Source organism: Ferrovibrio sp. GW821-FHT12B10, assembly GCF_058807515.1.
In genome coordinates, this window is sequence record NZ_JBXAQT010000001.1 from 761,353 (window position 1) to 773,992 (window position 12,640).

At 62.2% G+C, this 12,640-nt stretch carries 15 protein-coding genes; 7 read left to right on the forward strand and 8 right to left on the reverse strand.

Translation table 11 applies throughout. The features are described 5' to 3' along the window. Positions 1-14: 14 nt before the first annotated feature. Both AC1RRT_RS03915 and AC1RRT_RS03920 read right to left on the reverse strand, forming a co-directional pair. On the reverse strand, positions 15-884 hold the full coding sequence (locus tag AC1RRT_RS03915) for a DMT family transporter (RefSeq protein ID WP_493012402.1): 870 nt from the start codon (positions 882-884) through the stop codon (positions 15-17). A 47-nt stretch (positions 885-931) separates the two neighbouring features. Then, complete coding sequence (locus AC1RRT_RS03920; protein ID WP_493012404.1) at positions 932-1,639, reverse strand: GntR family transcriptional regulator; 708 nt, start codon at positions 1,637-1,639, stop codon at positions 932-934. Positions 1,640-1,778: 139 nt separating this feature from the next. On the opposite strand from AC1RRT_RS03920, the gene AC1RRT_RS03925 reads away from it, so the two are divergent. Beyond that, entirely contained in the window at positions 1,779-2,729 is a 951-nt protein-coding gene (locus AC1RRT_RS03925) for a sugar kinase (RefSeq protein WP_493012405.1), read from the forward strand. A 4-nt stretch (positions 2,730-2,733) separates the two neighbouring features. Here the strand turns inward: AC1RRT_RS03925 and AC1RRT_RS03930 are convergent, their stop codons facing one another. From AC1RRT_RS03930 to AC1RRT_RS03950, 5 genes are read right to left on the reverse strand one after another with little or no spacing between them, the layout of a single operon-like run. Next, positions 2,734-3,582 (reverse strand): fumarylacetoacetate hydrolase family protein, encoded by an 849-nt coding sequence (locus tag AC1RRT_RS03930; RefSeq protein WP_493012406.1) that lies wholly within the window; start codon positions 3,580-3,582, stop codon positions 2,734-2,736. A 31-nt stretch (positions 3,583-3,613) separates the two neighbouring features. Next, on the reverse strand, positions 3,614-4,363 hold the full coding sequence (locus AC1RRT_RS03935; RefSeq protein WP_493012407.1) for an SDR family oxidoreductase: 750 nt from the start codon (positions 4,361-4,363) through the stop codon (positions 3,614-3,616). Positions 4,364-4,378: 15 nt separating this feature from the next. Further along, a complete protein-coding gene (locus AC1RRT_RS03940; protein ID WP_493012408.1) occupies positions 4,379-5,587 on the reverse strand; it encodes a UxaA family hydrolase in 1,209 nt (402 codons plus the stop codon). Then, positions 5,584-5,895 (reverse strand): UxaA family hydrolase, encoded by a 312-nt coding sequence (locus tag AC1RRT_RS03945; RefSeq protein ID WP_493012409.1) that lies wholly within the window; start codon positions 5,893-5,895, stop codon positions 5,584-5,586. The genes AC1RRT_RS03940 and AC1RRT_RS03945 overlap by 4 nt, the downstream gene beginning before the upstream one ends. Then, positions 5,882-6,592: an RraA family protein gene (locus tag AC1RRT_RS03950; RefSeq protein WP_493012411.1), complete on the reverse strand. Its 711-nt coding sequence runs from the start codon at positions 6,590-6,592 to the stop codon at positions 5,882-5,884. Before AC1RRT_RS03950 ends, AC1RRT_RS03945 begins: the two co-directional genes overlap by 14 nt. Before the next feature lie 151 nt (positions 6,593-6,743). Here AC1RRT_RS03950 and AC1RRT_RS03955 point away from each other — a divergent pair, with 151 nt between their 5' ends. From AC1RRT_RS03955 to AC1RRT_RS03980, 6 genes are all read left to right on the forward strand, one after another. Beyond that, positions 6,744-7,556: an AsmA family protein gene (locus AC1RRT_RS03955; RefSeq protein ID WP_493012412.1), complete on the forward strand. Its 813-nt coding sequence runs from the start codon at positions 6,744-6,746 to the stop codon at positions 7,554-7,556. Positions 7,557-7,667: 111 nt separating this feature from the next. Further along, entirely contained in the window at positions 7,668-8,825 is a 1,158-nt protein-coding gene (locus tag AC1RRT_RS03960) for a YbfB/YjiJ family MFS transporter (RefSeq protein ID WP_493012413.1), read from the forward strand. 93 nt (positions 8,826-8,918) lie between these two features. Beyond that, the gene (locus tag AC1RRT_RS03965) at positions 8,919-9,230 is read left to right on the forward strand and encodes an ArsR/SmtB family transcription factor (RefSeq protein WP_493012415.1); all 312 of its coding nucleotides are present in this window, start codon (positions 8,919-8,921) and stop codon (positions 9,228-9,230) included. 17 nt (positions 9,231-9,247) lie between these two features. Continuing rightward, complete coding sequence (locus tag AC1RRT_RS03970; protein WP_493012416.1) at positions 9,248-9,778, forward strand: rhodanese-like domain-containing protein; 531 nt, start codon at positions 9,248-9,250, stop codon at positions 9,776-9,778. A gap of 12 nt (positions 9,779-9,790) precedes the next feature. Continuing rightward, the gene (locus AC1RRT_RS03975) at positions 9,791-10,654 is read left to right on the forward strand and encodes an MBL fold metallo-hydrolase (protein ID WP_493012417.1); all 864 of its coding nucleotides are present in this window, start codon (positions 9,791-9,793) and stop codon (positions 10,652-10,654) included. Between the two features lie 4 nt (positions 10,655-10,658). Further along, positions 10,659-11,435, forward strand: coding sequence for a sulfite exporter TauE/SafE family protein (locus tag AC1RRT_RS03980; RefSeq protein WP_493012418.1), 777 nt, complete (start codon positions 10,659-10,661; stop codon positions 11,433-11,435). On the opposite strand, the gene AC1RRT_RS03985 is transcribed toward AC1RRT_RS03980, so the two are convergent. Further along, positions 11,436-12,611 (reverse strand): 3-hydroxybenzoate 6-monooxygenase, encoded by a 1,176-nt coding sequence (locus AC1RRT_RS03985; protein ID WP_493012419.1) that lies wholly within the window; start codon positions 12,609-12,611, stop codon positions 11,436-11,438. Positions 12,612-12,640: the final 29 nt, after the last annotated feature.

Here is a 12,640-nt window from a genome sequence, read left to right on the forward strand (position 1 = left end):
TACTGATGCTGATTTCAGACTTGGGCTTTCTTCTGGCGTTCGCGATGCAGGACGAACCAGCCACTGGCCACAATGATCGTCGCGCCCAGCAGCATCAGCGGCGTGGGAATATCAGCGAAGAACAGCCAGCCGAGCAGGATCGCCCAGAGCAGCGAGGTATAGGTATAGGGCACCACCACAGCAGCCGGCGCCAGCTTCAGGGCCTGGTTCATGCACATATGCGCAGCCGTGGCGACAACACCGATCAAAGCCAGATAGGCGATATCAAGCGCGCTCACAGCCGACCAGCCCCAGGGCAGAGTCAGCAGTCCAGCGGCACCGACAGCCAGGGTGTGGTAGACGATCAGCGACAGCGAATTGGCCGCGCGCAGATGGCGTGTGGCGATCATCGACAGCGCATAGGTGAAACTGCCCGCCAGCGCTATCAGGGCCGGCGCTGTGAACAGCACGCCGCCTTCGGGCTGCAGCACCAGCAACACGCCGATAAAGCCGATACCGACAGCCAAGCCGCGACGCCAGCCTACCATCTCACCCAGCAGCGGGATCGCCAGTACGGTCACGATCAGTGGGGTCGCTTGGTAGACCGCCATCACATCGGCCAGCGGCAGATGACGAACGGCCAGATAGAAGCAGGCCACTTCGGCGACGATAAAAACCAGCCGGACGATATGTCGCCCTGGCTGCGCGACGACGAACACCTCGCGCCAGCCAGCGCGATGCACAATCGGCAACAGCACCGCCAATGCCGTGGCCGAACGGATAAACAGCAGCTGGCCAACGGCGACGCTGGCAACCATCCACTTACCCAATGCATCATTGAAGGTGAATAACGCGGTACCCAGCAGCATGAAGACGATGCCACGCCAATGACCGGCCATATCCATGCTTGCGGTTACTCCGCCCACGCTGCGCTCAGCCATGTTCCGTCCACTCAACCGCTCTTGCGTTCCCGGCCACGCGCCTGCTCCTGCAGGATGATCTGGTAATCGCGTGACGCGGCGCGGATGTGCACGCCAAGCAGGTTCATCGCCTTGGTGCGCTCCTTGGCGCGCAGCAGCTTGACGATATTCTGATGCTCAGCCAGCGAATCCTCCACCGTGCGGTGCTTTGAGGTGACGCGGGCGCGCAGGGCCTGGATCTTCATTTCCAGTTGCTGATGCGCCTGGGTCAGGAAACGGTTATTGGCACGCGACAGGATATGCAGATGATATTCGGTATCCAATCGGCGATAGGCCGGCATGTCGTCATCGGCGACCGCCTTGGCCATGCGACGCACATTCTGCTCCAGCGCCGTAACCAGCCCAGCCTCATCATTGGCCAACGCATCGCGCAACGCCGCCGATTCCAGGATGACGCGGTACTGGCACATCTCGGCCGCCTCTTCCGGCGCCAGCGAGAAGACGAAACTGCCGCGCTGCGGCTGGATATCCACGAGGCCTTCCAGCTTGAGCTGCAGCAGCGCTTCGCGGACCGGGGTCTTGGAAATCCCGAGCTGGGCCGCTAAAACGTTTTCCGACAGCGCTTCGCCCATCATCAGTTCGCCATTGGTGATCCGGCTGCGAACGTGATCCTTGACCAGTTCCGTAAGGGATTTCGGACGCTCCAGCCGCGTGGTGCGCGCGACGCTGTTTTTTGCCATGAGGGCTGACCTTGTTTCCTGCCAGACCGCACCGTAGCAGCGGCCCCGGACAGCCTCAAGTTAATATCTGATATGTCAGTTGACTTGCCGCGCTGCATCCAGTCGGCTAGGAAAGAGACAACAGGGAGGCGCTGACGCGATGGCGTTCGACATCCTCTGCCTTGGCGAGGCCATGGTCGAGTTCAACCAGACCGGCGGCGCCGGCAGCGACCAGTATCTGCGTGGCTTCGGCGGCGACACGTCCAATTGTGCAATTGCTGCGGCGCGGCAGGGCGCGAAAGCCGCCTACTGCACCCTGCTGGGCCAGGACCCGTTCGGCGACCTGCTGCTCGATCTGTGGCGAACCGAAGAGGTCGACACCAGCACCGTGGGCCAGCGCGCCGATGCACCGACCGCGATCTATTTCGTCACTCATGGCGACAAGGGCCATACCTTCACCTATTACCGCAAGGATTCCGCCGCCAGCCGTATGATGCCGGCCGACCTGCCCGGCGCAGAGCTCGAATCCGCGAAACTGCTGCATGTCTCCGGGATTACCCTAGCGGTAAGCGCGTCCCTGCGCGACACGGCCATGGCAGCGATCCAGCGCATGCGCAAGGCCGGGCGCAAGGTTTCGTTCGACACCAATCTGCGGCTCAAGCTTTGGCCGATCGAGGCTGCGCGCGAGGCCATTCATGCTGCACTGAAACTCAGCGACATCGCCCTGCCCAGCCTGGAAGATGCGACGGCGCTGACCGGCCTGAGCGAACCAACAGCCATTCTGGATTTCTATCACGCCATGGGCATTCCGCTGATCGTGCTGAAATGCGGCGCCGATGGCGTGCTGGTGGCTGGCGAGGACGGCAAGCGCTGGCACCTGAAGGGCCATCGCGTGCCAACCGTAGATGCCACAGGTGCCGGTGACTGCTTCGATGGCGCCTTCCTGGCCGAACTGGTGCGTGGCGCCGATCCATTGGAGGCCGTGACTTACGCCAATGCGGCCGCCGCACTGACCACCATCGGCTACGGCGCGGTTGCTCCGATTCCGCGCCGCGCCGCCGTGGACGCCTTCTTCCAGTCGGTCGGGAAGATTCCGCCCCAACCGCTCTGAAGACTCAGCCTTTGTAGTTCTTGGCGGTCTGGTGCTGTTCGCCCAGGCCCTGGATGCCAAGGTGAATCTTGTCGCCATCCTTTAGATACAGCGGCGGTTTCTGGCCCATGCCCACACCCGGCGGCGTGCCGGTCGAGATGATGTCACCCGGCTGCAGCGACATGAACTGGCTGAGATAGCTCACCAGATACCGCACGCCGTAGACCATGGTCTTGGTCGAGCCGTCCTGGAAACGCTTGCCGTTGATATCGCAGAACATCGACAGGTTCTGCGGATTCGGCACTTCATCGGCCGTCACCATCCACGGTCCGATGGGGCCGAAACTGTCGCAGCTTTTGCCCTTGGTCCACTGGCCATGGCGTTCGATCTGGAAGGCACGCTCCGACACGTCGTTGACCAGACAATAACCCGCGACATGTTTCATCGCGTCCTTCTCATCTACATAGCGTGCGACCGATCCAATCACCACGCCCAGTTCGACTTCCCAGTCGGTCTTCTGCGAGTTCTTCGGAATGATCACATCGTCGTTCGGTCCGGTGATGGCCGAGGTCGCCTTCATGAAGATGATCGGCTCCGGCGGCACGGTCGCGCCGGTCTCGGCTGCATGATCGGAATAGTTCAGGCCGATGCAGATGAACTTGCCCACGCGGTTGACGCAAGGCCCCAAGCGAGGATTGCCTGAAATGGCCGGCAGCGCCGCTGGATCGAGCGATTTGAGCTTGTCCAGTCCCGCCGGACTCAACACGCTGCCAGCAATATCCGGCACCACGGTGGAGAGGTCGCGAAGGGTGCCGCTCGCATCGAGCAAACCGGGCTTTTCCTGGCCCACCGGGCCGTAACGCAGCAGTTTCATTGTTGTCTCCCCAGAAAACCTGCTTGAACGATCAGATCGACCAGCCGCCATCGATCACATGGATCGTGCCGGTGGTGAAGGCGGATTCATCGGCAGCCAGATAGACGGCCAGCGCCGAGATTTCTTCCGGCGTGCCCAGACGGCCCAGCGGCTGGCGCGCCACGAAGCCGGCACGCGCCTGTTCAACGCCGCCCGCGGCCACAGCCTGACTGGCGATACGGTCATCCAGCGACGGCGTCTGAATGGTGCCCGGACAGATCGCGTTGCAGCGGATACCCTGCTTGATGAAATCGGCGGCGATCGACTTGGTCAAGCCGATCACGGCGGCCTTGGTCGTGCCATAGACGAAGCGGTTCGGCGCGCCTTTGACCGACGAGCAGGCCGAGGCCATATTGACAATGGAGCCGCCTTTGCCGGCAGCGATCATGGCAGGCAGCAAGGCCTTGGTCATGCGATACATGCCGCGCACATTGAGATCGAAGGAGAAATCCCAGTCCTTCTCGGAGGTTTCCAGGATCGTGCCGTGATGCACGAAGCCGGCGCAGTTGAACAGCACATCGACGGCACCAGCCTCTTTGGCAAAAGCCTCGATGGACCCCGCATCCATGACATCCAGCTTGCGCGTGCGGATATTGGGCAGGGCGCCGAGCTGCTTGAGCTTTTCCTCGTTGATGTCCGTGGCGATCACCGTGGCGCCTTCCTGTGCAAAGGCGATGGCCGAAGCCCGGCCTATACCCTGGGCCGCCGCAGTCACTACCGCCAACTTGCCTTCCAAACGCATTAAGCTCTCCTGTGTTTACGCCACCGCCGGCAGACAGGCCGGACCGATCGGCTCGAAACTCTTGTAGGTGAGAATGAACTCCTGATGGCCGAGGCCCTCCGACTTGGTCGCCGCGCCCGCTCCCACCTGCTTGATCAGGTCGAAGATTTCGCGGCCCACCATATCCAGATCGGCCGAACCCTCGAGTATCCGTCCGGCATTGACGTCCATATCGTCGGCCATTCGCGTATAAGTGCGCGGATTGGCGCAGACCTTGATCACAGGTGCCAGCGCCGAGCCGACCACCGAACCGCGGCCAGTAGAAAACAGTATGACGTGCGAGCCACAGGCAATCAGTTCGGCGATCTCGGCATTGTCGCTGATATTGGGGAAACCGAATCGCACTTCGCCATCCGGCACGACATCGAGCAGGTAGAGTCCGCCATGCGGCGGAATATCACCCGGCTTGATGATGCCGCTGATCGGCGAAGCGCCGCTCTTGGCATAGGCGCCCAGCGACTTCTCCTCGATGGTGGTGAGCCCGCCATCGGCATTGCCGGGGGCAAAGCTCGGATAGCCCAGCGTTTCGTAATAGCGTGCCGCCTTAGCCACGCAAGCCTTGAGTTCGACGCCCAATTCTGGCGTCACGGCGCGCTCGGCCATCCAATCTTCCATGCCGATCAGTTCGCCGGTCTCCTCGAAGATGGCGGCGGCTTTTTCCTGTACCAGGAAATCGAAGGCGCGGCCCATCGCCGGATTAGCGGTCAGGCCCGAGGTTGCATCGGACCCGCCGCAGATGGTGCCGACCACCAGTTCGGACACCTCCATCGGCTCCGTCGGCTGCGCCGCCAGGCTTTTCAGCTGCGCCTCAACCCAGGCGCGGCCCTTCTCGATGGTCGAGCGCGTACCGCCATGCTCCTGGATCGCCAGCAGTTCGACCGGACGGCCGCTATCCTTAATGGTGCGCTCCAGCAGCTTCTTGTTGAAGCCCTCACAGCCCAGCGAGATCAGCAGCACGGCGCCAACATTGGGGTGCGTGCACAGCCGCTGCATCATCTTCAGCGCATAGGCATTGGGATAGCAGCCAGGAAAGCCGATCACATGCGCGCCCTGCTCGCGATACGGCCAGGCGATCTCTTTCGAGACATGATGGGCGCATTCTACCAGGTAAGCCACTGCGACATAGTTGCGAATGCCCTTACGCCCGTCGGCGCGACGCCAGCCTCGCATCGTCACATCGCTCATGGCGCCGCCTCCACCGCAACGGTATTGGGCATGTAGTCGCTGGCGACATTGTGGTTATGCACATACTCGCCCAGCGCTATAGCGGCAGTCGCGCGGCCGATCGGCGCACCGTATTTGACGATTCGCTCGCCGCTTGCGATATCGCGCAACGCGATCTTGTGGCCGAAGCCCAGCGCGCGCTGCAGGCTGACGCTGCGGCCGGCCACCGTCACGGCAGTGCCGGCGGCGATTTCCTGCCGCGCTACCGCGATATTGTCGCCCGGCGCCAGAACCAGCAGCCGGGCATCGGTCTGCTCAGAACTTGCCATAACGCCTGTAAGCCTCCTGCGGATCCATGCCGGCCATGATCTGGCGTCGCACCTCGCCCTCGGTACCCATCACTTCTTCGTTGCGGGCGATCACCGTGGCAGCCATGGCAGCAGGCACAATCACCACGCCGTCACGGTCGGCGATCACATAATCGCCGCTGCTGATGGTGACGGTGCCAATGGTGATGGGAGCGCCGAAGCGGTCCGGCACCCAGCGCGCCACAATATCTGAGGGCGTGTAAAAGCTGCACCAGACTGGAAAACCGATGTCCTCGATCATCGCCGCATCGCGACAGCCGCCATCGACGACATATCCGCGCACGCCCTTCAACTGCAGCGCTGAGGCCGACAGCTCGCCCATCAATGCCACTTCTTTATTATTGGGCTGACAGATCACCACCTTGCCGCCGGGCGCCTTGGACAGCACACCGGTCCATTCCAGCAGGGTTTCGTGGGCGGATTTGGTACGGTCGATATGGCCGCTGACGGTCCAGACCTCGCCGGCCAGCGTCTGTCGGATGTCCAGCGGACGAATCTCATGGGGCAGCAAGCAGTTGTCATGACCCTGGGCGCGCAGCACGTCGTGAACGGCCGAGGCGTAACAGCGCGCCAAGCGGTCAGCGAGCGACAGGCCAGAGGGGGGCGAGCTAGCAGAAGACAGGCCGGTTCCGGTACCGGCCGGGAGGGTCGCGGACATTTTCTCTCCCATCTGATATATCAGTTTTGAGAAACTTTATCGGGTTTCCACCCACCTGCCTAGTCGCGAAGGCAGCAGAATGGTTGCCGCGTTGCAGCGACGGTCCGATAATTGCGGCTGGCAGGCTGAAAACCCGAACAGAGGAAAAGCCATGATCAAGAAACTCGCTCTCGCATTCGCCATTCTGGTCGTCGCCGTCGTCGGCGCTGGCTACTACTTCTTCTCCAATCTCGACAGCCTGGTGAAATCGGCCATCGAGCGCTACGGCTCTGAAGCCACCCAGGCGAGCGTCAACCTGAAATCGATTAAACTGGCGCTGACGGCAGGCAGCGGCGAACTGAACACCTTGACGGTGAAAAACCCTAAGGGCTTCAGCAGTGCGGATGCCATCGCGCTGGGCGACATCAAGGTGGTGCTGGATACCGCCACGCTGCAGTCCAATCCCATCGTGATCAAGGATGTGACGATCCTGCAGCCTGTAGTCGCTTATGAGTATGCCAGCGGCGGCGGCAACCTGGAGACACTGCAGAAGAACGTGCAGTCTTATGCGTCGAAGTTCAGCGGCGGCAAGACCACGCCGGACAAGAGCGCCGGCGATACGAACCAGTCCGCCAGCAAGCAACCGGAAAAGAAAGTCATCATCGAGAACCTGAGCATCCGCGATGGCCGCGTGTCGATCGCGCATCAGGCCTTGCAGGGCCGCACTCTGTCGGCCGCCCTGCCGACCATCCAGTTGAAGGACATCGGCAAGAGTAACGGCGGCGCCACGCCGGCAGAAGTGGCCGAGAAGGTGATCGGCGCGATCAGTGCTCAGGCCAGCCGCGTCGCCACGACGGAACTGCAGAAGCAGGCTGGCGACCTGATCAAGAACCAAGCGGGCGGCCTGCTCGGCGGCAGCGGAGCCGGCAGTACAGGCACTAGCGGGGCCCCGGCGGAAAAGCTGAAGGGCCTGTTCGGCAAATAGGCATCACAAAAGGCCATATCAGGCATCGTCAAATTTCATGGCGTTGGCCATCGTCGGAATCATTCAACCCGGGTAGCATAGCGGCTTAGTCATTCCGCCCCTGGCCATCCCATGTTCAATCCTGTCCTGCGCAATGCCTTCACCGGGCTTTGCGCGCTGCTTCTCGGCCTTGGCCTAGCCCGCTTCGGCTATACACCGCTGATCCCAGTGCTGGTCCAGAACAACTGGCTCAGCGCGGGGGATGCAGGCTATCTCGGCGCCACCAACCTGTTCGGCTATGTTGCCGGCAGCCTGCTGGCCGCCACGATGGCCAGACTGGTGCCGGTACCCCGTCTGATACGCGCCTCAATGCTGATCGCCGCCATCAGCCTCATTGTCTGTGCCGTGCCGTGGGGCTTTGCCTGGTTCGTACCGTGGCGCTTCATAGCCGGCTTTACTGGCGGCCTGCTGATGGTAGCCGGCATTCCGCTGATCCTGTCGCGTGCGCCGGTGGCCCAGCGTGGCCGCACCAACGGCATCATCTTTACTGGCGTCGGCCTTGGCATCATGACCGCCGGCACACTCGTGCCCGCGCTGGCATCCTTTGGGCCTGCCCCGATCTGGTTCGGCATGGGGCTGCTGGCGCTGATCATCGCCGGCCTGACATGGAAGCAGTGGGACAGCGACGCGGCATTGCCGCCGCCACCATCCGGTGAAGCGCCGGCACGCGCCTTCACTTTGCCGGTCGCGTTGCTGCTGGCCGCCTACACGCTCGATTCCGCCGGCTTTGTGCCGCATACCGTCTTCTGGGCCGACTATGTCGCCCGCGGCCTCGGCTTCGGCGTCACTGCCGGCGGCTTCTACTGGGTGCTGTTCGGAGTCGGCGCGCTCTGCGGCCCGATGCTGGTCGGCTTCTCGGCCGAATGGTTTGGCTTCTATCGCAGCATCATCGGCGTGCTGACCATCAAGAGCGCCGCCATCGCCCTCCCTTTGGTATCGCAGCATCCGGTGGCGCTGGCCGTATCGGCCATCACCGTCGGCGCGATGACACCCGGCATCTCGGCGCTCGCCTCGGGCCGGGTGGTGGAACTGGTCGGCTACGGTGCGCACCGTCAGGTCTGGGGCTGGCTCACCGCCGGCTTCGCCGGCGCGTCGGCCGGTGTAGGTTACCTCTTCTCATACCTGTTCGATCTCACGCATTCCTACAATCTGCTGTTCGCGCTTGGTGCCAGCGGCGTGTTCGTCGCCATGCTGCTGACAATTTTCGCTCACAAACCGGCCATTTCCTGATGCACCTCTCTCGCAATAATTCCACATACTACGGCTTGACATTTATATTAGCATATTCTAAATTAGAAATTACTCAAATAATAAGGCCCCCTCATGCGTAAGACCGACCTGTCACGACTGAAAGCCAGCGCCTCTGAAGCCAGCCAGTTCCTGCGTGCCCTCGCCAATGAGAAGCGCCTGCTCACTCTCTGTCAGTTGGTCGGCACCGAGCGCTCGGTTAATACGCTGGCCGAAGCCGTCGGCCTCAGCCAGTCGGCACTGTCGCAGCATCTCACCCGGTTGCGCGAAGATGGCCTGGTGGCCACCCGACGCGACAGCCAGACGATCTATTACCGGCTCGCCGATCCGCGCATCGAGGCGATGATAAGCCTGCTTTACGACCAGTTCTGCGCCCCTAAACGCTAAGTCCGGGAAACCCCGCCATGTCCATGCCGAAAATTGCCCCTACCGAACTGCAGCGTCGTCTCCAGGATGGCAGCGCAGTGCTGATCGATATCCGGGAACCCTCCGAATATGCCCGCGAGCATATCCATGGTGCCCGCTTGGTGCCGCTAGCGGCCATGGACAGTCATGATTTCGATGCCGAGCATGGCAAGGCAGTCGTCTTTACCTGCCGCAGTGGCAACCGCACCACGCTCAATGCCTCGCGCTTGCTGGCGACGGGCTTCCGTGAATCCTACACGCTCGATGGCGGCTTGGATGGCTGGAAAAAGGCCGGCCTACCAGTGCATTTCAATGCGGTAGCCCCACTTGATCTGCCGCGCCAGGCCCAGATCGGCGCCGGCCTAGTCGTATTGCTTGGCGTCCTCCTCGCATGGCTGGTCTCGCCCTGGTTCATCCTGCTCTGCGCCTTCGTTGGCGGCGGCCTGATGACCGCCGGGCTAACCGGCTTCTGCGGCATGGCCCGCTTGCTGGCCCTGATGCCCTGGAACCGTAAAGCCTTTGCGGCGTGATGGAGCGACCGAATGAAACCCCAGGTCCATGCCTTTTTCGATGAACCGACCTTCACGGTCAGCTATGTCGTCGTCGATCCGGCCAGCAAGACCTGCGCGATCATCGACTCTGTGCTCGATTACGATCAGGCTTCGGGACGCACGCGCAAAACCTCCGCCGATATCCTGATCGCCTTTGTCCGACAGCAGGGCCTGACGCTCGACTGGATTCTGGAAACTCATGTCCATGCCGACCATCTCTCTGCCGCGCCTTATCTGAAACAACAGCTTGGCGGCCATATCGGTATCGGCTTCAACATCACCGTCGTGCAGGATGTGTTCGGCAAGGTCTTCAACGCCGGCACTGAATTCGCCCGCGATGGCAGCCAGTTCGACCATCTGTTCCGGGACGGCGAAACCTTCCGGCTCGGTGATCTAGCGGCCCAAGCCCTGCATACGCCTGGTCATACGCCGGCCTGCATGACCTATTTGATCGGCGACGCCGCCTTCGTCGGTGATACCCTGTTCATGCCCGATTACGGTACGGCACGCTGCGATTTCCCGGGCGGCGATGCCCGCCAACTGTATCGTTCGATCCGCCGCATCTTCAGCCTGCCGCCGGACACCCGGTTGTTCATGTGCCACGACTACAAAGCACCGGGCCGCGACGACTATCGCTGGGAAACTACGGTAGCCGAGGAGCACACCGCCAATATCCACGCACACGATGGCGTGGATGAAGACACTTTCGTGGCCTTGCGGCGCGAACGCGATGCCATGCTGGACATGCCGCGCCTTATCCTGCCCTCGGTGCAGGTGAATATGCGTGCCGGTCAGATGCCACCAGAGGAAGGCAATGGCATACGTTACCTGAAAATTCCGCTCGACGCGCTGTAATCCCATGCACAGCCTGACCGCAGTTCAATCGGCCTGGGCTTTGGCCTCCGGCGGCGCGGTCGGCTTCATGCTAGCCCTGATCGGCGGTGGGGGCTCTATTCTCGCGGTCCCGGCCCTACTCTATCTAGTCGGCATCGCCGATACGCATCTGGCGCTCGGTACCAGCGCCCTGGCGGTGGCGGTCAATGCCTTCGCCAATCTGGCGCTACATGCGCAACGTCAGAGCATCAAATGGCGCTGCGCCAGCGTCTATGCCCTAAGTGGTGTCCTAGGCGCCATACTGGGCTCTAGCCTCGGCAAGCTGGTCAATGGTCACTATCTGCTGCTGCTGTTCGCCGCCGCCATGGTGGCGGTTGGTATTGCCATGTTGCGGCCGAAGGCCGCTGGCGGTGACCCCAATGTGCAGTTGAGCCACAGCAACACGCCAAAACTGCTGGCACTCGGCCTAGTCACCGGCCTAGTCAGCGGCTTCTTCGGCATTGGCGGCGGTTTCCTGGTGGTGCCCGGCCTGATGCTGGGCAGCGGCATGCCGATGCTGAATGCGGTGGCGGCCTCACTTGTCTCGGTCGGTAGTTTCGGCCTCACCACTGCTATCAACTACGCCCTGTCCGACCAAGTGCATTGGATCGCGGCCGCCTGGTTCATCGCTGGCGGCGTGATCGGCGGGCTGGCCGGCATGCGGCTGGCCCTGCATGTGGCCGAACGCAAAGGCCTGCTCAACCGAATTTTCGCCGGCCTGATCTTTGTGGTGGCAGCCTATATCGTCTGGCGTACGTCCTGATCAGCCACCATAAAGCCAGTCGTTGCCGGCATAGGCAGCGTCGACGCCGCGACCGGACAGCGCCATATTGCGCAATTCCCGCACCGGGCCGGCAGCGTGATAGAAATCGCCATAGACCCGCGCCATCACCTGCACCCGCGCGGTGCGCAGGTATCGCGCCTTCTGATAGGCGAGAAACGCCCGCTGCGGATCTATGCGCGACTCATGCAGGCAGTCGGCGAGGCAGACCGCATCCTCGATGGCCATGCAGGCGCCCTGAGCCAGATACTGCAGCATCGGATGTGCCGCATCGCCCAGTAAAGCAATGCGGCCTTTGGTCCAGGTCTCGACCGGTTCGCGATCGCACAGCACCCACATGCGCCAGGATTCGATCTTGTCGAGCAGCCGGTGCACCTGCGGCTGTTGGTTCTGAAACCGCTCGTTCAGCTCGTCCACATCGCCGAAGGCATTCCAGCCTTCCTCGTAGCGATTGGAATGAAACACCGCGACCAGATTGAACAGCTCACCGCTGCGCAGCGGATAATGCACCAGATGGGTCTTTGGCCCGGCCCAGAGCACCACGTTGTTTTCGAACTGGCCTTCGGGCACGTCAGCGGCCGGCAGCACGGCACGATAGGCGATATGGCCGGAGACGCGCGGCTTACCATCCTTGACGATATCCTCGCGCACTTGCGACCACAGACCATCGCAGGCCACCATGGCGCTGCCCGCGACGATCTCGCCATCGGCCAGCGTCACGCGCACGCTGTCGCCATCATCCTGCCAGGCCGCAACCTTGGTGTTGGTGCGCAGCGTGATGCGCTGCTGCGCGCGACAGGCTTCCAGAAAGGTGCCATGCAGATCGGCGCGATGGGTCACGCCGTAGGGGTAGCCCCAGTGTTTGCGCGCCCGCTCACCCAGCGGCATGCGCGTCACTTCCTCGCCGGTCAGCGCATCGCGCATGATCAGGTTTTCAGGAAACACCGCCTTCGCATCGATACCAGCACGGATGCCAAGTGCGTCGAAGCGGCGGAAAACATTCGGCCCGAGTTGAATCCCGGCGCCGACCTCGCGGAACTCAGCCGACTGTTCCAGCACCACGCTGTCGATGCCCTTGAGCGCTAAGGCCAAAGCCGTCGCCAAGCCCCCTATACCGCCGCCGACGATAATGATCGGCTGATCCCGCTTAGCTGCCATGGCCCTCCCCTTATTTTCTTGTTGTCTGC